The 21,319-nt window shown below is 63.6% G+C and carries 21 protein-coding genes and 1 pseudogene; 13 read left to right on the top strand and 9 right to left on the bottom strand.

Annotation, left to right across the window (positions count from 1 at the left end; genetic code table 11):
• The 4 genes and pseudogenes from ACK41X_RS06715 to ACK41X_RS06700 all read right to left on the bottom strand — a co-directional run.
• Nucleotides 1-486 (bottom strand): annotated as a pseudogene (locus ACK41X_RS06715) (hypothetical protein); the annotation flags it as partial.
• A 123-nt stretch (nt 487-609) separates the two neighbouring features.
• Nucleotides 610-1,521, bottom strand: coding sequence for a DMT family transporter (locus tag ACK41X_RS06710; protein ID WP_409720535.1), 912 nt, complete (start codon nt 1,519-1,521; stop codon nt 610-612).
• A 36-nt stretch (nt 1,522-1,557) separates the two neighbouring features.
• Entirely contained in the window at nt 1,558-2,190 is a 633-nt protein-coding gene (maiA, locus tag ACK41X_RS06705; RefSeq protein ID WP_409720533.1) for a maleylacetoacetate isomerase, read from the bottom strand.
• A 160-nt stretch (nt 2,191-2,350) separates the two neighbouring features.
• Nucleotides 2,351-2,869 (bottom strand): MarR family winged helix-turn-helix transcriptional regulator, encoded by a 519-nt coding sequence (locus tag ACK41X_RS06700; protein ID WP_409720531.1) that lies wholly within the window; start codon nt 2,867-2,869, stop codon nt 2,351-2,353.
• 46 nt (nt 2,870-2,915) lie between these two features.
• Between ACK41X_RS06700 and ACK41X_RS06695 the strand changes: the two genes are divergently transcribed.
• Nucleotides 2,916-3,185 carry a hypothetical protein gene (locus tag ACK41X_RS06695; RefSeq protein ID WP_409720529.1) on the top strand — a complete coding sequence of 90 codons (270 nt, stop codon included), beginning with the start codon at nt 2,916-2,918 and terminating at the stop codon, nt 3,183-3,185.
• A 9-nt stretch (nt 3,186-3,194) separates the two neighbouring features.
• On the opposite strand, the gene infA is transcribed toward ACK41X_RS06695, so the two are convergent.
• Complete coding sequence (gene infA, locus ACK41X_RS06690) at nt 3,195-3,467, bottom strand: translation initiation factor IF-1 (RefSeq protein ID WP_325710017.1); 273 nt, start codon at nt 3,465-3,467, stop codon at nt 3,195-3,197.
• A 22-nt stretch (nt 3,468-3,489) separates the two neighbouring features.
• A complete protein-coding gene (locus ACK41X_RS06685; RefSeq protein ID WP_409720527.1) occupies nt 3,490-4,965 on the bottom strand; it encodes a DEAD/DEAH box helicase in 1,476 nt (491 codons plus the stop codon).
• A 504-nt stretch (nt 4,966-5,469) separates the two neighbouring features.
• Between ACK41X_RS06685 and hmgA the strand changes: the two genes are divergently transcribed.
• The 6 genes from hmgA (at nt 5,470) to ACK41X_RS06655 (ending at nt 11,164) form a co-directional block, all read left to right on the top strand.
• Complete coding sequence (gene hmgA, locus ACK41X_RS06680; RefSeq protein ID WP_409720539.1) at nt 5,470-6,765, top strand: homogentisate 1,2-dioxygenase; 1,296 nt, start codon at nt 5,470-5,472, stop codon at nt 6,763-6,765.
• Nucleotide 6,766: 1 nt separating this feature from the next.
• A complete protein-coding gene (locus ACK41X_RS06675; protein ID WP_409720525.1) occupies nt 6,767-7,786 on the top strand; it encodes a fumarylacetoacetate hydrolase family protein in 1,020 nt (339 codons plus the stop codon).
• Nucleotides 7,787-7,827: 41 nt separating this feature from the next.
• Nucleotides 7,828-8,778: an MBL fold metallo-hydrolase gene (locus ACK41X_RS06670; RefSeq protein WP_409720524.1), complete on the top strand. Its 951-nt coding sequence runs from the start codon at nt 7,828-7,830 to the stop codon at nt 8,776-8,778.
• Between the two features lie 19 nt (nt 8,779-8,797).
• Nucleotides 8,798-10,399 (top strand): FAD-dependent oxidoreductase, encoded by a 1,602-nt coding sequence (locus ACK41X_RS06665; protein ID WP_409720522.1) that lies wholly within the window; start codon nt 8,798-8,800, stop codon nt 10,397-10,399.
• A gap of 54 nt (nt 10,400-10,453) precedes the next feature.
• The gene (locus tag ACK41X_RS06660) at nt 10,454-10,840 is read left to right on the top strand and encodes a hypothetical protein (protein WP_409720520.1); all 387 of its coding nucleotides are present in this window, start codon (nt 10,454-10,456) and stop codon (nt 10,838-10,840) included.
• 123 nt (nt 10,841-10,963) lie between these two features.
• Nucleotides 10,964-11,164 (top strand): DUF2783 domain-containing protein, encoded by a 201-nt coding sequence (locus tag ACK41X_RS06655; protein ID WP_409720518.1) that lies wholly within the window; start codon nt 10,964-10,966, stop codon nt 11,162-11,164.
• Nucleotides 11,165-11,203: 39 nt separating this feature from the next.
• On the opposite strand, the gene nhaR is transcribed toward ACK41X_RS06655, so the two are convergent.
• Nucleotides 11,204-12,118: a transcriptional activator NhaR gene (gene nhaR, locus ACK41X_RS06650; protein WP_409720516.1), complete on the bottom strand. Its 915-nt coding sequence runs from the start codon at nt 12,116-12,118 to the stop codon at nt 11,204-11,206.
• A 121-nt stretch (nt 12,119-12,239) separates the two neighbouring features.
• Here nhaR and ACK41X_RS06645 point away from each other — a divergent pair, with 121 nt between their 5' ends.
• The 3 genes from ACK41X_RS06645 to ACK41X_RS06635 are packed head-to-tail and all read left to right on the top strand — an operon-like array spanning nt 12,240 to nt 14,624.
• Nucleotides 12,240-13,169, top strand: coding sequence for a universal stress protein (locus ACK41X_RS06645; RefSeq protein WP_409720514.1), 930 nt, complete (start codon nt 12,240-12,242; stop codon nt 13,167-13,169).
• A 49-nt stretch (nt 13,170-13,218) separates the two neighbouring features.
• Entirely contained in the window at nt 13,219-14,283 is a 1,065-nt protein-coding gene (locus ACK41X_RS06640) for a TerC family protein (RefSeq protein ID WP_409720512.1), read from the top strand.
• Nucleotides 14,280-14,624 carry an ATPase inhibitor subunit zeta gene (locus ACK41X_RS06635; protein WP_409720510.1) on the top strand — a complete coding sequence of 115 codons (345 nt, stop codon included), beginning with the start codon at nt 14,280-14,282 and terminating at the stop codon, nt 14,622-14,624. Before ACK41X_RS06640 ends, ACK41X_RS06635 begins: the two co-directional genes overlap by 4 nt.
• Before the next feature lie 57 nt (nt 14,625-14,681).
• On the opposite strand, the gene ACK41X_RS06630 is transcribed toward ACK41X_RS06635, so the two are convergent.
• Both ACK41X_RS06630 and ACK41X_RS06625 read right to left on the bottom strand, forming a co-directional pair.
• The gene (locus tag ACK41X_RS06630) at nt 14,682-16,958 is read right to left on the bottom strand and encodes an ATP-binding protein (RefSeq protein WP_409720508.1); all 2,277 of its coding nucleotides are present in this window, start codon (nt 16,956-16,958) and stop codon (nt 14,682-14,684) included.
• A gap of 114 nt (nt 16,959-17,072) precedes the next feature.
• On the bottom strand, nt 17,073-17,381 hold the full coding sequence (locus ACK41X_RS06625) for a hypothetical protein (protein WP_409720506.1): 309 nt from the start codon (nt 17,379-17,381) through the stop codon (nt 17,073-17,075).
• 257 nt (nt 17,382-17,638) lie between these two features.
• On the opposite strand from ACK41X_RS06625, the gene cysS reads away from it, so the two are divergent.
• The 3 genes from cysS (at nt 17,639) to cimA (ending at nt 21,316) form a co-directional block, all read left to right on the top strand.
• On the top strand, nt 17,639-18,991 hold the full coding sequence (gene cysS, locus ACK41X_RS06620; RefSeq protein ID WP_409720505.1) for a cysteine--tRNA ligase: 1,353 nt from the start codon (nt 17,639-17,641) through the stop codon (nt 18,989-18,991).
• Complete coding sequence (locus ACK41X_RS06615) at nt 18,988-19,500, top strand: GNAT family N-acetyltransferase (protein ID WP_409720503.1); 513 nt, start codon at nt 18,988-18,990, stop codon at nt 19,498-19,500. Before cysS ends, ACK41X_RS06615 begins: the two co-directional genes overlap by 4 nt.
• A gap of 220 nt (nt 19,501-19,720) precedes the next feature.
• Nucleotides 19,721-21,316, top strand: coding sequence for a citramalate synthase (gene cimA, locus ACK41X_RS06610; protein ID WP_409720537.1), 1,596 nt, complete (start codon nt 19,721-19,723; stop codon nt 21,314-21,316).
• Nucleotides 21,317-21,319 lie beyond the last annotated feature (3 nt).

Genomic DNA, 21,319 nt, shown 5'->3' with positions numbered 1-21,319 from the left:
ACCGCAATCGTTCTGCGCGAGCGCGTTCAGCACGGCGCGGCGCTGGCCGTCGCGCTCCATGCCCGAACCGCCCTGCAATTGCTGCAGGTCGCCCTGCGCGCGTGCGAGATCCGCGCGGATTTTCTGAATCTGGTTGTTCAGGGGCGCACATTTCTCCGACCGGTTGAGCCCGCCGAACAGCTGCAGGAAGCCGGACGCCTCGCAACCCTGCCGGCGCGCCTGCGCCTGGGTGCGGTCGAGCTCAGCCTGCTGCCGGCCGATCCGGTCCTCGATCCGGCGGATCTGCTCGGCGCGCGCGGCATCGCCGCCACCGCCGATGGAGGCGAGTTGCGCCTCCAGCCGCTGGCAGACCTGCTCGCGGGCGCTGATCGTCACCCCGGATGGCGGGTAGGCAGGCGGCGGGAGCGGTTGTTGGGCTAGAGCCGAGCCGATGCCGCCGGCAAGCGCCAGCGCCGCAAGATTCCCGATACGGCCGATTCGTGTCATGTGCTCCCCGCGAGATCGAACGCCCTGTGCATCGGGAATGCGGCGGAGCCATGGTTATCAAATGGCGGAAGCACGCGCAAAGCGCGCGGTGGCGTGCAAAACATCCGATGTGGCAAAAAACCCTCAGGAACGCTCGGGGGTGCCTTCGTCCTCCGGCAGGGCGACCATCTTCGCATCCCGGGCCTCCAGGCGCAGGTTCCACAGGATTCCGGCAAGGATGATCCCGGCGCCGACAAAGACCAGCGCGTCCACGGATTCGCCGAAAAACAGCCAGCCGACCAGCGCGATCAGCGGCACCCGCAGGAAGTCGAGCGGGATCACAAGACTCGCATCGCCGTAGCGGAAGGCCCGTGCCATACAATAATGGGCCGAGAGGCCGGCAACGCCGACGCCCGCGATCGGGGCGAATTGCCACGGCTCCAACCGCGTCACAAAGAGCGGGTCGCTGCCCGCCGCGGCAAGCGGAAATTGCAGCAGGTTCATCCAGAACACGATGCCGAAGGTGGTCTCGGTTGCGGTCATCTGCTTGGTCGCGACGTTGAAGACCGCATAGAAGAACGAACACAGCAGCACCAGGATCGAGGCCGGCTGGAAGGCGATCAGCCCGGGCCGCAGGATCACGAGACACCCGATAAAACCGAGCACGATCACCACGATGCGGCCAGAGGTGAGCTTTTCGCCGAGCACCGCGACCGCCAGAATCAGCACCCAGACCGGCAGCGTGAATTCCAGTGCGAATACCGTTGCGAATGGCAGCAAGGTGAGCGCGGTCGCCCAGCTATATTGCCCGGCGAAATGAATTGCCGAGCGGAAGAAATGCATGGGGATGCGCTTGGTCCGCGCGGCGGGCCGGAGCCCCGGATTGAGCGCAAGCAGCGAGAACAGGATCAACAGCGCGCCGAAGCTGCGCACCGTGAGAATTTCGAAGACCGACAACGTGCCCGCGAGCAGCCGGATCGACACCGCCATGACCGAGAATGACAGCAAGGTGCCGGTCATCCACAGAACGACGCGCAGGATGTTCTGGGACTGCACGTTGGGCTTGCTCGATGCTGCGCGGGAGGAGGGCGCCTATTCGGCGTCCGGCTGGTTTTCTGGGCGCGCCTTGTCGAAGGCGGGAAGTTTCGCACATGCGGCGTCTACCGCCACGATGTTCGGGAATGCGTCGAGCGGCGTCTTGAACCGGCGGGCGTTGAAGACCTGCGGCACCAGGAACACGTCGGCCATGCTGACGCGCGATCCGAAGGCGTAAGGTCCCGGCTTGAGCAGCGGCTCGATCGCCTCGAAGCCGGCGATCACCCAGGAGCGGTACCAGTCATCGACGGTCGCCTGGTCGTGACCGAGCGTCTTCAGCGCGTTGAGGGTGACGAGATTGTTGAGCGGATGGATGTCGCAGGCGATGATGTCGCAAATCGCGCGCACATGCGCGCGTTCGAGCGCATCGACCGGCAGGAGCGCCGGTTCCGGATAGACCTCTTCCAGATATTCGATGATCGCGAGCGACTGGATCAGCGTGTCGCCGCCAGACAGCGTCAGCGCCGGCACGCGCATCTGCGGATTGACCGCGCGGTATTCCGGGGTCTTGTGCCGGCCGCCGTCCCGCGTCAGATGGATCGACACCGTTTCATAGGGCTGATCCTTCAGATTGAGCGCGATGCGGACCCGATAGGCCGCGGATGAACGGAAATAGCCGTACAGTGTCACGGAAGGCGTCCCCTCGACATTGTCCGTTGTTGCAGACGTCTGGCTTCCGGGCTGTCCCGTTTGCGAGCGCCCGAGGCTCAACGATGAGCCGACCAAACGCCAAGCCGCACGGCTTGTCCAGCCCCGGCCGGGCAATGGCTCGCATGCGCCAATGGTCTGATTAGCGGTCCGGGTCGTCGGGCGCTTGAGCCGCCAGCGGGCCCGCCTGTTCGATCAGGCGTTTGAGCCCGCGGGTAAAGGCCTCCCGGTCGGCCGGGTCAATCGCCTCGCTCAGGTGGCGGGCAAAGGCGGTGGCGCCCGGGGCCAGATCGTCGTAGATCGCCCGGCCTTCCGGCGTCAGCGACAGAAACGATTCCCGCAAGTCCGACCGGTTGACGCGCCGCACAATCAACTGGCGCTTTTCAAGAAGCGCCACCGCACGCGACACCTTGGTCTTGTGCATATGGGTGTGCTCGCCGATCGCCTTGCCGGTCATGGATTCGAATTCGCCGAGCGTGACCAGTACCCGCCATTCCGGCACGCCGATGCCGTAGCGTTCGGCGTAGAGGCGGGACAGCGCCTGCGACACGAGGCTGGATGCGACATTGAGCTGATAGGGCAGGAAGTCGTCGAGCCGCAGCGTTGCGTCGCGGCCTGACCGCTTTTCGCCCGCGGCTGATCCCTTGGTCTGGGTCGTCATGGTCGCAGTCTTCGTTACCCGGCAGCCGAAGCACAACGGAACGACCATGGCGCAAGTTGGCAAGGGGCGCAACGGCAGCGCGATATCCATTGACAAAGCCGGCACCGTTGCGGCCTTCGCGCGGAGCGACACCGCCTTCACGCGCGCCTTCAGCGAAACCGGCCTGGGCCAGGGCCTGTTCGGATACGGAAAGGCCGGCGCCGATGCGCTGGCCGATCGCTTCTACGCTGCAACGGAGACGGCGCTGAAGGCGCGACCGTATCAATATCCGTTCGACGATCTGACGCGTGCCGTCATGGTCAGGCGGCGCGGGTGAGCCGACGCCTCAGCGTTTGCGCACGAAGGTCTGACGCCGGGTCGGCGGCGCCGCCATGGCGTTGCCGCGATGCCGGAAGCTGATGCGCCCGCGCGACAGATCGTAGGGCGACATCTCCACGATCACCCGGTCGCCGACACCGGTGCGGATTCGGAACTTGCGCATCTTGCCGGCCGTATAGGCGAGGATCTCGTGATCGTTGTCGAGCTTCACGCGGAAATTCCCGTCCGGCAGCACCTCGGTCACGGTGCCGTCGAATTCGAGCATCTCTTCTTTCGACATCCAGTGGTCCTTCTAAGATCGGTCAGCGCGGGGCCTGCGCGTCGCGCCGCGTGTCGCGGGGCGTGGGACGGCGGTCCTGCATGAATCCGAGGGAAGATAACGCAAGGTCGGCGGCTCCGCCATCGGCTTTCGGCGCAGCCTGACGGGATTCCTGTGACCTGTCCTGCCGGCTCGGTTGCGGATTTCCATGCACTTGCGCGGCCTGTGCTTCGCGTTCGCGCCGACGGCGTCTTTGTCCGGCACGGTTGCGCGGCTTGCGTTCGTCCGGTGTGCTCTCCGCCGCTTGACCTTGCGATCGGCTCGGGCGCGCCGGCCGCTTGTCGGGCTTGCCGGACCGCGCCGCACGCTGCGCTGCCGCTTCGACCGGCTCGCCGGTGCGTCCGTCGCTCGCGGGCAAGGTCATGCGGATCAGTTTTTCGATATCGCGTAAATAGGCGCGCTCCTCCCGGTCGCAGAACGAGATCGCAACACCCTCGGCGCCGGCGCGCGCGGTGCGGCCGATGCGGTGGACATAGCTCTCCGGCACGTTCGGCAGGTCGAAATTGAAGACATGGCTGACACCGTCGACATCGATGCCGCGTGCGGCGATGTCGGTCGCGATCAGGGTCTTGATCTTGCCGTTGCGGAAGGCGGCAAGCGCACGTTCGCGCTGGCCCTGCGACTTGTTGCCATGGATCGCCTCGGCGGCGAGACCCTGCTGGCCGAGCTGGCGCACCACGCGGTCGGCGCCGTGCTTGGTACGGGTGAAGACGATGGCGCGGTCGATGGGCTCGCTCCTCAGCAGATCGGCGAGAAGGTTGGCCTTGCCGGACTTGTCGATATGCACGACGCGCTGCGATACGCGCTCGGCGGTCGACGCCTGCGGCGTGACCGCGACGCGGGCCGGATCGCGCAGCATCATGCGGCCGAGATCCTCGGTCTCCCGCGCCATGGTGGCGGAGAAGAACAGGGTCTGGCGCTGTGCCGGGCATTTGGCGACGACGCGGCGGATGTCATGGATGAAGCCCATGTCGAGCATGCGGTCGGCCTCGTCGAGGACCAGAATTTCCACCTTGTCGAGGGTCACGGCGCGCTCGCCCATCAGATCGAGCAGGCGCCCGGGCGTTGCGACCAGCACATCGACGCCATTGGCCATGGCTCTGATCTGCTTGCCGATCGGCACGCCGCCGATGGCGAGCGTCACCGAGACGCGCATGTGGCGCCCATAGGTCTTGAAGCTGTCCATGATCTGACCCGACAATTCGCGGGTCGGACTGAGCACGAGGACGCGGCAGCTCCTGCGCTCCGGCCGCTCGCGGCTATTGGCAAGATGATTGAGGATCGGCAACGCGAAGGCCGCGGTCTTGCCGGTGCCGGTTTGCGCGATGCCGACAACGTCGCGTCCCGCAAGCACCTGCGGAATGGTCTGAGCCTGAATCGGGGTGGGCGTTTCGTAGCGCTCCTCAACGAGGGCGCGGGTGATGGGCTCGGCGAGCCCCAGTTCAAAAAAGGCGTTCAATGATACGGTCTTTCATGCAGCGCATGCCGCGCCGGTCCATGATACGATCCATAGACAGGATCCCATGGATCACGCGCGCAAACGCGGGATTCAAAGGACATCCCGCGTGGTCAGGGCTGCCGGATTTGAGGAAGGTGTTGGCGGGCCGAAAGCCGTTGCAGACACCACAAGTGCAAGCGCTGCAATCTGATTTTCGTTCACGCGGCCCGCGAGCGACCCGGAAAAGTCTGAATCGGCTCTCGATGGCGTCGATATGGACTGTAATTGCGCCGGTTTCAAGCCCGGTCAACGAACAGGCCGGCATCATTGACAATAGTTACGAATGAAACTATTATTGGACGACTGAAAAATAACAACCGACCGTCCCCGTCCAACGGCGATCGCATTCAGGGAGGATACGTGATGGCCGAGATCGACACCGCGCCGCGGGTCAAGCGTCAGGCTTCCCCTGCAGCAGTCACCGACCGCATTCGCACCGCGCCGCTGGTCGATGCGGCGGAGTATATGTCCGGCTTCGGCAATTCGTTCGAGACCGAGGCCTTGCCCGGCGCCTTGCCGATCGGGCGCAATTCGCCGCAGAAGGTCAATTACGGGCTGTATGCCGAACAATTGTCCGGCTCACCCTTCACCGCGCCGCAGGCAACCAATCAGCGCTCCTGGCTCTATCGGATCCGGCCGACCGTGCGCCATACCGGCCGCTTCACGAAGATCGACCGCGGTCTGATCCGCACCGCGCCCGAGCGCGAGCAATCCGACCTTTCGCTCGGACAGATGCGCTGGAGCCCGACGCCAATTCCGGACGAAAAGCTCACCTTCGTCACAGGCCTTCGCACCATCACCGTTGCGGGCGATTGCGAGTCGATGAGCGGCATGGCCGCCCACGTGCTGCTCGTCACCCAATCGATGGTGCGCGAGCATTTCTTCAATGCCGACGGCGAGATGCTGATCGTCGCCCAGCACGGCCATCTGCGCTTCCGCACCGAGTTCGGGCTGATCGAGATCGCGCCCGGCGAAATCTGCGTGATCCCGCGCGGGGTGATCTTCCGGGTCGAACTCGTGGACGGCCCGGCCCGCGCCTATGTCTGCGAGAATTACGGCGGCGCCTTCACGCTGCCGGACCGCGGCCCGATCGGCGCGAACTGCCTCGCCAATCCGCGCGACTTCCTCACCCCGGTCGCCTGCTTCGAGGATGTCGAGGAGCCGTGCATCCTCACCGTGAAGTGGGGCGGCGAATTGTTCGAAACCAGATTGCCGCATTCGCCGCTCGACGTTGTGGCGTGGCACGGCAATTACGCGCCCTATAAATACAATCTCCGGCATTTCTCGCCTGTCGGCGCGGTGCTGTTCGACCATCCCGATCCGTCGATCTTCACGGTGATGACCTCGCCGTCGGAAACGCCGGGCACCGCCAATATCGACTTCGTGATCTTCCCCGAACGCTGGGGTGTGGCCGAGAATACCTTCCGGCCGCCCTGGTATCACCGCAACATCATGTCGGAATTCATGGGGCTGGTTTACGGCGTGTATGACGCAAAACCCGAAGGCTTCGTGCCGGGCGGCTTCTCGCTGCACAACACCATGCTGCCGCATGGACCCGACGTCGACGCCTTCGAGCATGCCAGCAATGTCGAACTGAAGCCGGTGAAGCTCTCGAACACGCTCGCTTTCATGTTCGAGACACGGTTCCGCCAGCGTGTGACGAAATATGCAGCCGACCTTCCCTCACGGCAGGACGATTACGCCGACTGCTGGAAGGGTCTGAAGAAGCATTTCGATCCGAACCGCCGCGAGCCGCGCTGACATGAAACTTGCTTCCCTGAAGAGTGGCCGGGACGGCCGCCTTGTCGTCGTTTCGCGTGATCTGTCGCGCTGTGCCGACGCATCGGCGGTTGCGCCGACCATGCAGGCTGCGCTCGATGACTGGGATGCTGTGATCCCGCGGCTCACCGAGATTGCCGATGCGCTTGAGGCAGGCCGGATTGCGCATATGCCGTTCGATCCGGCGAAGGCGGCGTCTCCGTTGCCGCGCGCCTATCAGTGGCTCGACGGTTCCGCCTATGTGAATCACGTCGCGCTGGTGCGCAAGGCCCGTGGCGTCGAGGTGCCCGGATCGTTCTGGACCGATCCATTGATGTATCAGGGCATCTCCGACATCGTGATGGCGCCGCGCGATCCTATCCCGCTGGAGGACGAAGCCTTCGGCGCCGATCTCGAAGCCGAGGTGGTGGTGATCCTCGGCGACGTGCCGATGGGTGTCACGCGCGCGCAGGCGGCAAAGGCGATCCGCCTGATCATGCTGGTCAACGATGTCACGCTGCGCAATATCACTGCGCCGGAACTCGCAAAGGGGTTCGGCTTTGTTCAATCGAAGCCGCCGTCCGCCTTCACGCCGGTCGCGGTGACGCCTGACGAACTCGGCAAGGCGTGGGACGGCGCCAAGGTCGACCTGCCGCTGCTCAGCTTCATCAACGGCCAGCCCTTCGGAAAGCCGAACTGCGCGGTCGACATGACCTTCGACTTCCCGACGCTGATCGCGCATGCGGCGAAGACCCGTCCTCTGGGAGCCGGCACAATTCTCGGCGCCGGCACGGTGTCAAACCGCGACGCAAGCGGCGGTCCCGGCAAGCCGATCTCCGAGGGCGGTCTCGGCTATTCCTGCATCGCAGAGATCCGCACCGTCGAAACCATCCTCCACGGCAAACCGTCGACGCCGTTCCTGCGCTACGGCGATCGGGTCCGGATCGAAATGAACGATGCGGATGGCCGCTCGATCTTCGGTGCGATCGAGCAGGAGGTGGTGCGCTATACGCCGCCGATCTGACAAAAGGCCGCATAACCGCGGCACAGGGTGGAAGAACCAGGATGGCCAAGGGATTTGCTTCGACCGGCGATACCGCCGACAAGACCATTTCATTCGACGAGATCGGGCGCGATCTCTATGCCTTCACCGCCGAGGGCGATCCGAATTCCGGTATCATTGTGGGCGACGACGGCGTCATGGTGGTGGACGCGCAGGCCACTCCGGTGATGGCGCTGGAAGTGATCGAGCGGGTGCGCAAGATCACCGACAAGCCGATCAAATATGTGCTGCTCAGTCATTATCATGCCGTGCGCGTGCTTGGCGCATCGGCTTATGCGGGCGCCGAGATCCTCGCCTCCGACGCCACCCGCGAGCTGATTGTGGAGCGCGGCCAGCAGGACAAGGATTCCGAGATCGGCCGTTTCCCGCGGCTGTTCCGCGCGGTGGAATCCATTCCCGGCCTGACCTGGCCGACCATCACCTTTCCGCGGCAGATGTCGGTGTGGCTCGGCAAGCGCGAGGTGCGGATCATGCATATCGGGCGCGGGCATACTGCGGGTGACGTGATCGCCTGGGTGCCCGACGCCAATGTCGTTTTCTCCGGCGATCTCGTCGAATATCGCTCGGCCTGCTATTGCGGCGATGCGCATCTCTCCGATTGGCCGAAAACGCTCGACCGCCTCAGCGAATTCAAGGCCAATGCGCTGGTGCCGGGACGCGGCGCGGCGCTTGCCACGCCCGACAAGGTGCGGGCCGGGATCGAGGGGACCCGCGACTTCCTGGCGACCTTGTACGGTTCGGCGCAGCAGAGCGTGGCCAAGGGGCTGTCGCTAAAGGACGCCTTTGCGGCTGCGCGCGAGGCCATGGACCCGAAATTCTCCGACTACGCGATCTACGAACATTGCATGCCGTTCAATGTCGCGCGCGCCTATGACGAGGCCAAGGGCATCGACCATCCGGTGATCTGGACCGCCGAGCGCGACCGCGAGATGTGGGCGGCCTTGCAGGGATAGACAAACGGGAGCACGGGCCGTGGCCAATGAACGCAAGGCTCTGTTTCATTTCGGCTACCGGCGCTCGCCGGATCAGGATTCGGCAAAGCCGGCACAGCATGGCGTCGTGATCGTCGGCGCGGGCCCGGTCGGCCTCTCGATGGCGATCGATCTGGCGCAGCGCGGCGTGCCCTCGGTGTTGCTGGACGATGCCGACCGGATCGGCGAGGGCTCGCGCGGGCTTTGCTATTCCAAACGCACGCTCGAAATTCTCGACCGGCTCGGGGTGGGCGAGAAGCTGGTCGCCATGGGCGTGACCTGGAAGCTTGGCAAGGTGTTTCTCGGCAACCGGCTGGTCTATTCCTTCGACCTTTTGCCGGAGGACGGCCACAAGATGCCGGCCTTCATCAACCTGCAGCAATATTACCTCGAAAAGGCGCTGGTCGACCGCGTCCAGGAACTGCCGCAGATCGATCTTCGCTGGCGTAACCGCGTCAGCGGCATCGCGCGGCGCAATGACGGCGTGACCTTGACGGTCGAGACGCCGGACGGACCCTACAAACTCGACGCGCAATGGGCGATCGCGGCCGACGGCGCGCGCTCGACGATGCGCGATCTGCTCGGCCTCGAATTCAGGGGCCATACCTTCGAGGAGAAATTCCTGATCGCCGATCTGCGCATGCCGGCCGACGACATCCCCACGGAACGGCGGTTCTGGTTCGATCCGCCGTTTCATTCCGGCCAGTCGGCGCTCATGCATCGTCAGCCGGACGAATCCTGGCGCGTCGATCTGCAACTCGGGCCTGACGCCAATATCGAAGACGAGCTGAAGCCGGAAAACTATACGCCTCGCATCCGCAAGATGCTGGGCGATCGCGACTTTCAGGTCGACTGGGTATCGATCTACCGGTTCAATTGCCGGCGCATCGACCGCTTTGTTCATGACCGCGTGGTGTTTGTGGGCGATGCCGCGCATCAGGTCTCGCCATTCGGCGCGCGCGGTGCGAATTCGGGCGTGGAGGATGCCGAAAACCTCGCCTGGAAACTGGTTGCGGTGTTGCGCGGCGAGGCCGACCAGCGCCTCATCGACAGCTACGATCACGAACGCATCCAGGCCGCCGACGAGAATATCGCCCACTCGACGCGTTCGACCGATTTCATTGCGCCGCGCTCGCCGGCAGAACGCACGCTACGCAACGCCGTGCTGTCGCTTGCGCCGCATGCCGACTTCGCGCGGCGCATGGTGAATTCCGGACGGCTCTCGGTCGCCAGCATCTACGACACGCCGCTATCGACGCCGGACGAGGACGATTTCGGCGGGCCGGCGAAGCTCGGCGGTCCGGCGATCGATGCCGCAATGACGATGGCGGACGGCACCGCCTGCCACCTTGTCGAGACTTTATCCGACGGGTTCGAACTGCTGTACGTGGACGACGGTGCTGTGCCGGTCGTGCCGGGCGGCATCAAAGCAACGGTGATCGGCCAGGATATTATCGATGCACGGGGCGATTTTGCGCGGCGCTTCGATGCGGTTCCCGGCACCGGCTATCTGCTGCGCCCCGATCAGCATCTTTGCGCACGCTGGCGCAGGCCAACCGCGGAAAAGATCGCAGCCGCACGCGACCGCGCGCTGGCGCGCTGAGGCTTAGGTTGGCATGCGCATCGAGGACAGCATGTCGGTGCAGGCGTCCACGCAATGCTGACAGGCTTTCGCGCATACTTCGCAATGTTTGTGCGCGGCAGCATGACGCTTGCATTCTACGGCGCAGGCGCGCGCGAACGCGATGCAGGTCGTGAGCTGGGCTTCCAGAAGCTGACGGTGCCCGACCTTGTTGGCGCGCGACAGGATGCTTCCGGTCGCGGCGCAAACCGCCGCGCAATCCTGGTTGAGCCGGATGCACACGATCATGCGGTCGACATGTTTCTCCGCAAGGCACGCATCGGCGCAGGCCGTGCAGATTTCCACGCAGTCGAAACAGGCCTCGATGCAGCCGCTGAGGGCGTCGGCATGGCTCGGCTGCTCCGGGTGAGATTGGAACATGGATCGGACGGCAACGGCGGACATGTGGCCCTTCCTTATTGACTGCGCGTGGCAAACAACACTGCACGCGCCGGTAGGTTCCCCGGTGCGGCACTCTCTGCATCGGCCGGCTTCTCCTGAAAGTTCCGGCACCCGGAACCCTGTGCCTGCCATGGAGGCTCGACCATGCCGCTGACCACCGCCTCGCGCTTTCCAGAGCCCGATGAAGCTTTTGTCACGCTGATCGAGGCGAGGCGAGGGCTGCCGGAGAAGGACGCCGCCGCACTCGATGCCCGGCTGGTTCTGATCCTGGCCAATCACATCGGCGATATCGAGGTGCTGCGCGAAGCGATCGCACTGGCCAAGTCGGCGGCCCCGGATCGCTGACCGCGAAAGACTTGCGACATCGATCGGAGCGTTGGGCGGTCAACCGGCCGTGGCGTTGTCGGCGATGAACAGCTCCGACTTTGCCGCGTTGCTGATCGCAACGACAGCCGGGTGCATGAGTTTGCGTTCGACCGAAATTGCGAAATACGTTGCGAACACGCCGTCGGCGCGGCCGATGATCTCGGCATCGTACTGGCTGCGGATCTCGTCGGCCAAGATGACCGGCGCCGGGAAAATGCCAGTTCCAGCTTTGCCAAATGCCTTCATCAAGGCGCTGTCGTCGAACTCTCCGACGATTTGCGGCTCGACCTGGTGCTCGCCGAGCCATCGCGTGAGGGCGCCGCGCATCGCCGCGCCATCGCCGGGGAGCAGCATGGGTGCGCCGTGCAACGATTGCGGGAATCCCTTGCGGGAAGTCTGGGCAAGCTTGCGCACGGCATAGAACGCGATCAGCGCGCGTCCGAGCGTATGACTGTAGCCTTTTACGCCCAACTGGGAAGGCAGCGGCCGGTCGGCGATCACGAGATCGATCTTGTGGATCGCGAGCTCCGCGAAGAGCCGTTCCAGCTTGTCCTCGCGACATATCAGGCGCACGCGGTCGGCGCTGCCCAAGGCCGGAGCCAGGAGATGATAGGCCATCGACTTCGGCACGACATCCGCCACCCCGACGCGAAACAGGATATCCCCCCGCGCTGGACGGTTCCGGACGGTTTCTTCCAATTCCCGCCCGATCTGGAAAATTTCGTCGGCGTACGAAACCGCCAATTCGCCTGCGGCGGTCAGCTCCAGCCGCCGTCCGGCACGCCGGAACAGCTCGGTGCCGAGCGCTTGCTCAAGGGTGCCGATCTGGCTGCTGATTGTTTGCGGCGCCAGGCGCAACTGCTCTGCGGCGCGCGCGATGCTGCCTGTTTTCGCGACCCGCCAGAAATAATGCAGTTGCTTGTAGTTGAGCATGGCATTCGTATTCGCAGATTTTTTCGATCTTTTCCTGCATAATTATCTGCTTTTTTTGATGATTGGGCAAGGCTAGATCGCAGTCCGGCTGGACGTCAGGACAATTCGCTCGGTTTCACACATGACGGCATATAATTTCGACCAGATCGCACGGGACGGCGCGGTTTCGCTGCCGCAGACGCATCGTGACCCGGATACCGGCGAGTCCTTCAAGGACGTCCTGCTCCAGGTGAGCAGCTATCCCGAGCCGACATCGGCGGCCGTGATCGAGCAGGCGGTGCTGATGGCCGAGGCCTGGGGGGCGGGCATCTCGGCGCTGACGTTCAAGGTCGCGATCCCGAGCGCCGGTAATGCCCTTGCAAATGCGCTGCTCGACATCCCCGGAATGGTCGCAACCGAGCGGCAGAAAAGTGCAGCCAATGTTCAAGCCATTCTCGACGTGTTCGGCGACGTGGCGGCGATGCACGGCGTCCGGCATGAGCAGATCGTCGAATCCTGTGCGACGTCCCAGATCGCGATGGTTGCAACCGAGCATGCGAGGTTGCACGACATAACGATCATCCCGCTCGCTGAGCACACAGCGCTTCAGCATTATGTTGCGGAGAGCGTTGTATTCGGTTCCGGGCGCCCGGTGATTGTGATTCCGCAAGACACCGGGCGGCGCAGACCCTCCACCTTCGACACTGTCGGAATAGCCTGGGATTTCAGCCGGCCGGCCGCACGCGCTCTGGCCGATGCGCTGCCAATTCTAAGGCGCGCAAAGTCCGTCCGCGTTGTGACCATTACGCAGGAAAAGCAGATCGACACCAGACGTTCGGACAACTGGCTGAAAAAGCATCTGGCCTGCCACGGCATCGAGGCCGTGCTTGAAAAACAGGACGCCGCGGGACGGACGATCGGACAGTCTCTTGAGGACTATGCAACGGCCCGCGATCTCGACCTCCTGGTGATGGGAGCCTACGGGCACTCGCGCTTGCGCGACTTCATCCTCGGCGGCGCGACAAAGTCCATCATCGCCAATCCACCCTTGCCGGTCCTCATGTCTCACTGACGACGCCGAAGGGCGCGCGCTTGGCGGGATTTTCCCAGAAGGTTTGACCGTGGAACTGATCATCGACGTCTTGACAGCCAATTTTCTTGGAAAGGCCATTTGGCTTTGGCTTGCCTTCCTTGGCATTGTCGGCGCACTGCTCGCCTTCGACCTCGGCGTCCTTCATAAGCACGACAAGGAACTTGGTGTCGTCGAAAGCCTCGTTTTGTCGGCTTTCTACATCGCCATCGCTCTTGTATTCGGTGCGTGGCTCTGGTGGTCGATGGGGCCGACCTCGGGCATGGAATACTTTACCGGCTATGCGCTGGAGAAGGCGCTTTCGATCGACAACGTCTTTGTTATTTCGCTGATCTTCAGCTATTTCGCCATCCCTGCGAAATACCAGTATCGCGCGCTGCTTTGGGGGATCATTGCGGTTCTTGTTCTGCGCGGCATCATGATCGGGTTCGGCGCCGCTCTCGTTCAGCAATATGAATGGGTCCTCTATATCTTCGGAGCGTTCCTGATCGCCACGGGCATCAAGATCCTGGTGGTGGGCGAGGGCGACAACGACGTCTCGAAGAATCCGATCGTGCGCTTCCTGTCGAAGCGGATGCGGCTTTCGGCCGAGTTGCACGGCTCGAAGTTCTTCGTCCACAAACCGGATCCGCAAACCGGAAAGATGGTCCGCTTCGCCACGCCTCTGTTCCTGGCGCTGATCGTCATCAACATCGCCGATCTCGTGTTCGCCGTCGACTCGGTGCCCGCGATTTTTGCCATCACGACGGACACCTACATTGTGTTCACGGCCAATATCATGGCCATCCTCGGTTTGCGCGCGCTCTATTTCGCTCTGGCGGCCATGATCCACCGCTTCGAATATCTGAAATATGCGCTCGCCGCCGTTCTGGTCTTCATTGGCGGCAAGATTTTCTGGAACCAGCTTGTCGGCAAGCTCGACCCGGCGATTTCGCTTGCCGTGACGCTGTCGCTGATCGGCGGAGGGATCCTGTTTTCGCTGTGGAAGACCCGCGCCGCTGCAGGAGACCCGGTTGGGCATGGCGGCCTTGGCGCTGCGCTTGCTGCATCCGACGCGAAAAAAGCCATTGCCCCGCCAGTTGGAGAGAGCCGATGACCGTCGATGTTGCGTCCCGTTCCGGTGCGCGTAGCGTTTCTTCCCGTGGCGCCAGGGACTGGTGCAGCGATGCCGACACGCGGGACAATGTGCTGGCGCGTCGCAATGTGCTGGCGGCGCTGTGGGCGGGCCGTCTGATGCAGCTGCCCAGTCCCTCGCTCGAAGGCTACGCGGCAGCGGTTCACCAGGTCGATTTTAGCGAGCCGGGGGACGAGGACGTGATTGAAAAGCTTTGGGGCGACCTTAACCGGAGCGGTGTGGGCATCACCCGCGAGCAGGTCCGCGGCAAGCTCCGTGAGTTCTATCGCGAGGCAATCATGCAGACGCGCGAGACCGATTAAGCTTGCCCGGATAATCCCGCGTCTCGAAACCGCAGATGGCCGGCTGCTTCGTCAGGGTTATTCCTTCGCCTTCGACTTCAGGCTGTCGACCACGGCATCGATCCGCGCGGCGGGGTCGTCGGAATCGAGATCGAGAAGCTGCCGAACTTTCTTGGCGAGCGCCTCGGATGTGAACGGCTTGGTCAGAAGTTCGACATCGGCGTCGAGCCGTCCGTGGTGAATGATGGCGTTGCGCGTATAGCCTGTCGTGAACAAAACCTTGAGGTCCGGCCGCCTGCGCCGCGCCTCGTCGGCCAGCTGCCGTCCGTTCATGCCGCCGGGCAGAACCACGTCGGTGAACAGCAGCCGGATATCCGGATTGGCGTCGAGCAGGCGAAGGCCGCTCGCGCCTTCGTGCGTCGAAATCACGTGATAGCCCTCGTCACGCAATACCTCGGAGGAAAAGCGGTTCACCTGCTCGTCGTCTTCGACCAGCAGAACCTGCTCGGGCCGCCGCTTCTCGGCCTCGACGCTGCGCGGCGGTTCGCTGGGAGACCAAGGCGCAACGTCTTCCTCATTGGTCAGGCGCGGCAGATAAATCTTGATCGATGTGCCTTCTCCCAGCTCGCTGTAGATCTTGATATGGCCGCGGGACTGTTTCACGAAGCCATAGACCATGCTGAGGCCGAGCCCGGTGCCGGAGCCTGTCGGCTTGGTGGTGAAGAAGGGCTCAAAGGCGCGCTCCACCACGTCCCGCGTCATGCCGGTTCCGGTATCGCTGACGGCGACCAGGACATACTGGCCGGGCGTCATGTCCGCGGCATTGGCGGCGATATAGCCCTCGTCCAGATAGGTATTGGCGGTCTCGATGGTCAGGCGCCCACCCTCGGGCATGGCGTCGCGGGCATTGACGGCAAGATTGAGCAGCGCGTTTTCCAGCTGGTTCGGATCCACCGCGGTTTTCCACAACCCGCCCGCCAGCACAGTCTCGACCGTGATGGTTTCGCCAATGGTCCGGCGCAGCAATTCCGACATGCCCTGGACCAGCCGGTTCAGATCGACCGCCTTTTCCTCGAGCGGATGCTGACGCGAGAAGGCGAGCAGGCGTTGCACGAGGCTTGCGGCGCGTTCCGATGCCTGCCGGGCAGCGGTGAGCGAACGCCGCAGACGTTCGTCGCTTTCCGGCACACGGCGGAGCGCCAGGTCGACATTGCCGAGTATCGCGGTCAAAAGATTGTTGAAGTCGTGCGCCACGCCGCCGGTGAGCCGGCCGACCGCCTCCATCTTCAGCGCCTGCTGCAGGGCCAGTTCGGTGCGTTCGCGGCGCGCCACCTCTTGCTGCAGCTGGTTGTGGGCTTCGGCCTCGCGCCTTGTGCGTCGCAGCGCCACGAAGCCGAGCCCGATCATTGCCGCAGTCGCCGGCAGTCCGAAGAGGAGATGACCGGCCATGTTTTTCAGCCAGTCGCGCATCACCACCTCGGATTCGATCCCGGACACGACGTAGATGTTGTAGCGCGGCATCTTGCGGTAGGCGAACAGCCGCGTGTGACCGTCGAAATTGGACGTGCCGGTGACGAAACCTTCATCGGGCTGTAGGGCGATGCTCCGCATCACCGCCGAATCCGGGGGCAGGCGCTGCAGCTGCTGCGACAGGTCCGGGTATCGCGCGAGGATTGAGCCGTCGTCGCGAATGAGGGCGAAGACGCCGGGTGGCGGAAGCTTCTCATAAAACCGGATGAAATATTCCGGAGCGATCGAGATGGTGGCGACGCCGGCAAAGGGTTGGCCCGGCCGGCTGATCCGGCGGCTGAGGGTGAAGAATGTCGTATCGGCCGCGCGCGCCTTCAGGACTTCGCTGACATAGGTGCCGGCATTGGCGTTGTCTTTCTGCACGCGGAAATATTCGCGGTCCGACAGGTCCATTTTCGGCATCGGATAGACGGTGCCAGACACGATCGGGGCGCCGGATGGCGCAATGATCCACAGGTCGCGCAATTGCGGCAGTGCTTGCGTGAGCGACCGCAGCCGCGCGTTGAACTCAGGTTCGCGCCGGCGAAATTCCGCTTCGCTCACGCCATCGGCGAGTTCGTCGAGATAGCGGGCGGTCAACTCGAAGGTCTCGAACACCTTCAGCGCATGTTCGTAGATCGTGTTCAGATTGCGCTGCACGCGGTCGCGCGCTTCCGCCAGATGCTGGTGATAGGACACCCAGCTTGCGGCAAGGAAAATCGCGACCGGGAGAATGATTGACGCGGCCACCAGAAGCCGCAGGGGGCGCAATGCAGACGTCAGCTCCGCCTTGGCCGTCTGCTCATCCCTTGCGGCCGCCGCTTTCGACTTTGGAATTTCGATCATCGGCCCCGCGAGTCTGGCGAACGAAGCGCCATCCTACCGGCGGCAGCAAATCATTCCAAGCGCGCGGACGGGTCAGCTGCGGCGTTCAGCTATGCAGCGGAACTCCGCTGAGAATCAGCGCCGGCATTCGATGGCGACGAATTCTTCGCAGCCGTTGCGCCCGCATTGATTGCTGGTCGGCACCGCGCCGGTGATCTCCTCGCGTTCGATCTTGCGGTAGGACGTGGCGGTGGAGAATTCTTTCGACTGGCAGTAAGCGGCCGCCGCCGCGGCGCCGCATGTCGCGCCGTCCGCAAGGCAGCGATCAACCCCATAGCCGTCGGGGCTGTTGGCGATGATAAAGATCCGCTGCTCCGCCGGGGCGTTGGCCCCGGAGGCGGGCAGGGTGATGGCGGCGAGGATGAGGGCCAGCAGGAATCGCATTGCGGGGCTCGTAGCATTCGGCGAGGACCGGTTCAATTTGCGCCTAAATCGCTAAGGCTTTGTTAACCGGTTTTTGTGCCGCGCTATCCTCTTGACGCCACGACGATTTTCCCACATTTTCCCGGCGATGACCGTCCGCAACCCCCTTTTCGGCATTTGCCGGGAGATTATTCGCTAGCGCCCGAACGCTGGCTGCGGCTGTCTTTTGTCCATCGCGATAAACAGAACGCCCGGGCCAGCAGGGGCCTGAGGACTTATTGACGATGGAGCTGAAGCTCTACGATACGCTCTCGCGCGAGAAGCGGGTGTTCCGGCCGCTCGATCCGGCCAATGTGCGCATGTATGTGTGCGGGCCGACGGTCTATGACTTCGCCCATATCGGCAATGCGCGCCCGGTCATCGTCTTCGACCTGCTGTACCGGCTGCTGCGCCATCTCTACGGCGCGGACCACGTCACCTATGTCCGCAACATCACTGACGTCGACGACAAGATCAACGCGCGCGCGGCGGAGCAGGGCATCTCGATCCGCGAGCTGACCGAGAGCACTTACGCCAATTTCAAGGCCGATGTCGCAGCACTCGGCTGCCTTCCGCCGACCGTCGAGCCGCGCGCGACCGACCATATCGAGGAAATGAAGACGCTGATCGGACGCCTCGTCGCTTCCGGTCACGCCTATGTCGCCGAGGACCATGTGCTGTTCTCGGTGCCCTCGATGCCCGATTACGGCAGGCTGTCGAAGCGTCCGCTCGACGAGATGATCGCCGGTGCGCGGGTCGATGTGGCGCCCTACAAGCGCGATCCGATGGATTTTGTGCTGTGGAAGCCATCGAAGGCGGGCGAACCCGGCTGGCCGTCGCCTTGCGGTATCGCAACGCCGGGCCGCCCCGGATGGCATATCGAATGTTCGGCGATGTCGTGGAAGCATCTCGGCGAGACCTTCGACATCCATGGCGGCGGTATCGATCTGGTGTTTCCGCACCACGAGAATGAAATCGCGCAATCGCGCTGTGCCTTCCATACGCCGGTCATGGCGAATTTCTGGATGCATAACGGCTTCCTCCAGGTCGAAGGCGAGAAAATGTCGAAGAGCCTCGGCAATTTCGTCACGATCCGCGAGGTGCTGAATGACTGGCCGGGCGACGTGGTGCGGCTCGCCATGCTTGCGACGCAATACCGCCAGCCGATCAACTGGACCGTGAAGGGCTTGCAGGAAGCGGAAAAGGCGCTGTCGGGGTTTTTCGATGTGACTGCGGGTGAAGCCGATGCGAAGCCCGCACCGGGCGTGCTCGACGCGCTGCGCGACGATCTGAATACGCCGAAAGCACTTGCCGAGATGCATGCGCTGAAAAACAATGCCGGGCGCAAGGCGCTCGCCGGCAGCCTCGGCTTTTTCGGATTCCGCGAGGCCGAATTCAAGGCGTGGCAATATCAGCATGCCCCCGCGCTTGCTGTGGAGCCGGCCGACATCGAGAGCCGCATCGCGGCGCGCAACGCCGCCCGCGCCGCCAAGAACTGGGCGGAGTCCGATCGCATCCGCGACGAACTCGCCGCCATGGGCATCAAGCTCACCGATTCCAAGGACGGCACCACCTGGGAGGTCGCGCGATGACCACGCTGCCCTTCGCGCTGCGGCCGATGCTGCCGGACGACGTTCCGCTGCTTGCCGAAATCTTCCGCGCCAGCGTCGAGGAACTGGCGGTCGAGGATTATTCCGATGCACAGATCGAGGCCTGGGTCGCGGCTGCGGATGACGAGGCGGCGTTCGCCAAGCGCCTGACCGGACAGCTCACGCTGCTTGCAACCCTTGACGGACAGCCGGTCGGTTTCGCTTCGCTGAAGGGTGCGGACGTCATCGACATGCTCTACGTCCATCCGGCGACGGCCGGGCAGGGCGCAGCGACGATGCTGGTCGAGGCGCTGGAGAAACTCGCCGGCGCCCGCGGCGCGCAAAAGCTTTCCGTCGAGGCGAGCGACACCGCGGAGGACTTCTTCCGGCGCCGCGGCTATACGGCGAAGAGCCGCAACACGGTGTTGCGCGGCGATGAATGGCTTGCCAATACCACGATGGAAAAGGCGCTGGGCGAGACCGCCCCGCCTGCGGGGACGACACTGCAATGAACCTTCAGAAGCATCATTTCATCGTCGGCGTGGTCGCCATCGTCGTCGCCTTCGCTCTGGCTGCGAACTACTATTTATGGTGAGCGCGATGAAGCGCCCGGATACGCCATTCCCGCGCCATTGGCTCTACTACATCGCGCTGAAGATCGTGCTGATCGCGGCGGCTGTGGCGATTGCGCTGAAGCTCTACGGGCTGTGGTGACGTGAGAAGGTCATGACCATGGCGCGCGAACGGCTTTACCTCTTCGACACGACGCTGCGCGACGGGGCGCAGACCAATGGCGTCGACTTCACGCTCAACGACAAGGTGGTCATCGCGAAGATGCTCGCCGATCTCGGCATCGACTATGTCGAGGGCGGCTATCCGGGCGCCAATCCCACCGACACCGATTTGTTTGCCGAGGATCACGGCCTGAAGACGACCTTCACCGCCTTCGGCATGACGCGGCGGCCCGGCCGCTCGACCTCCAACGATCCGGGGCTGGCTGCGCTGCTTGATGCCAAGGCCGACGCGATCTGCTTTGTCGCAAAATCGTGGGACTATCACGTCCGGGTCGCGCTCGAGACCACCAACGAGGAAAACCTCGCCTCGATCCGCGACAGCGTGGCCGCGGCGAAGGCCAAGGGCCGCGAAGTACTGGTCGATTGCGAGCATTTCTTCGACGGCTACAAGGCCAATCCGGATTACGCACTGGCCTGCGCCAAGGCCGCCTACGATTCCGGCGCGCGCTGGGTGGTGCTGTGCGACACCAATGGTGGGACGATGCCACATGAGGTGGAAGAGATTGTTGGCGCGGTGGTGAAGATCATCCCGGGCGACCATGTTGGCATCCACGCGCATAACGATACGGAACAGGCGGTCGCCAACTCGCTCGCCGCGGTGCGCGCCGGCGCGCGGCAGATCCAGGGCACGCTGAACGGCATCGGCGAGCGCTGCGGCAACGCCAATCTGGTCTCGATCATCCCGACGCTGAAGCTGAAGAAGGATTTCGCCGAGAAATTCGACATCAATATTTCCGACGATCAGCTGAAAGCGCTGGCGCCGGCCTCGCGCAAGCTCGACGAGATGCTGAACCGTCCGCCGAACCGGCATGCGCCCTATGTCGGCGATAGCGCCTTCGCCACCAAGGCCGGCATTCACGCCTCGGCGCTTCTGAAGGAGCCGCAGACCTACGAGCATGTGCCCCCGGAATCGGTCGGCAACCGCCGTCGCGTGCTGGTCTCCGACCAAGGCGGGCGCTCCAACCTGCTGGCCGAACTGGAGCGGATCGGGATGGTCGTGGACCGGAACGATCCGCGCATCGCGCGCCTCCTTGACGAGGTGAAGGAACGCGAAGCGCATGGCTATGCATATGAAGGCGCGGATGCCTCCTTCGAGCTCTTGGCGCGGCGCGTTCTTGGCACCGTCCCGGATTATTTCGATGTCGAGCAGTTCGATGTGAATGTCGAGCAGCGTTACAACGCGCTCGGAAAACGCGTCACCGTGGCGATGGCGGTGGTGAAGGTGAAGGTCGACGGCGAGACCCTGATTTCGGCGGGCGAGGGCAACGGCCCCGTCAATGCGCTCGACGTCGCCTTGCGCAAGGATCTCGGCAAGTATCAGAAGTATATCGGCAGGCTGAACCTGATCGATTATCGCGTGCGTATCCTCAATGCCGGGACCGAGGCGGTCACGCGCGTTTTGATCGAAAGCGAGGACGAGGAAGGCGCGCGGTGGTCGACCGTCGGCGTCTCGCCGAATATCATCGATGCCTCGTTCCAGGCGCTGATGGACTCGATCGTCTACAAGCTGGTGCGCTCTGGCGCGAAGGCGTAGAGC

The sequence above is a fragment of the Pseudorhodoplanes sp. genome, assembly GCF_046289595.1.
Classification (GTDB): Bacteria; Pseudomonadota; Alphaproteobacteria; order Rhizobiales; family Xanthobacteraceae; genus Pseudorhodoplanes.
Note: the sequence above shows the minus strand (reverse complement) of the source record. Positions and strands in the feature narration are given on the sequence as shown.

Coding starts and splice junctions, on each gene's coding strand:
- ACK41X_RS06630 (WP_409720508.1), bottom strand. CDS start 16,958: ATGATCGAAATTCCAAAGTCGAAAGCGGCGGCCGCAAGGGATGAGCAG.
- ACK41X_RS06675 (WP_409720525.1), top strand. CDS start 6,767: ATGAAACTTGCTTCCCTGAAGAGTGGCCGGGACGGCCGCCTTGTCGTC.
- ACK41X_RS06615 (WP_409720503.1), top strand. CDS start 18,988: ATGACCACGCTGCCCTTCGCGCTGCGGCCGATGCTGCCGGACGACGTT.
- nhaR (WP_409720516.1), bottom strand. CDS start 12,118: ATGCTCAACTACAAGCAACTGCATTATTTCTGGCGGGTCGCGAAAACA.
- ACK41X_RS06645 (WP_409720514.1), top strand. CDS start 12,240: ATGACGGCATATAATTTCGACCAGATCGCACGGGACGGCGCGGTTTCG.
- ACK41X_RS06670 (WP_409720524.1), top strand. CDS start 7,828: ATGGCCAAGGGATTTGCTTCGACCGGCGATACCGCCGACAAGACCATT.
- cimA (WP_409720537.1), top strand. CDS start 19,721: ATGGCGCGCGAACGGCTTTACCTCTTCGACACGACGCTGCGCGACGGG.
- ACK41X_RS06635 (WP_409720510.1), top strand. CDS start 14,280: ATGACCGTCGATGTTGCGTCCCGTTCCGGTGCGCGTAGCGTTTCTTCC.
- ACK41X_RS06660 (WP_409720520.1), top strand. CDS start 10,454: ATGCTGACAGGCTTTCGCGCATACTTCGCAATGTTTGTGCGCGGCAGC.
- ACK41X_RS06695 (WP_409720529.1), top strand. CDS start 2,916: ATGGCGCAAGTTGGCAAGGGGCGCAACGGCAGCGCGATATCCATTGAC.
- ACK41X_RS06625 (WP_409720506.1), bottom strand. CDS start 17,381: ATGCGATTCCTGCTGGCCCTCATCCTCGCCGCCATCACCCTGCCCGCC.
- ACK41X_RS06655 (WP_409720518.1), top strand. CDS start 10,964: ATGCCGCTGACCACCGCCTCGCGCTTTCCAGAGCCCGATGAAGCTTTT.
- infA (WP_325710017.1), bottom strand. CDS start 3,467: ATGTCGAAAGAAGAGATGCTCGAATTCGACGGCACCGTGACCGAGGTG.
- ACK41X_RS06700 (WP_409720531.1), bottom strand. CDS start 2,869: ATGACGACCCAGACCAAGGGATCAGCCGCGGGCGAAAAGCGGTCAGGC.
- hmgA (WP_409720539.1), top strand. CDS start 5,470: ATGTCCGGCTTCGGCAATTCGTTCGAGACCGAGGCCTTGCCCGGCGCC.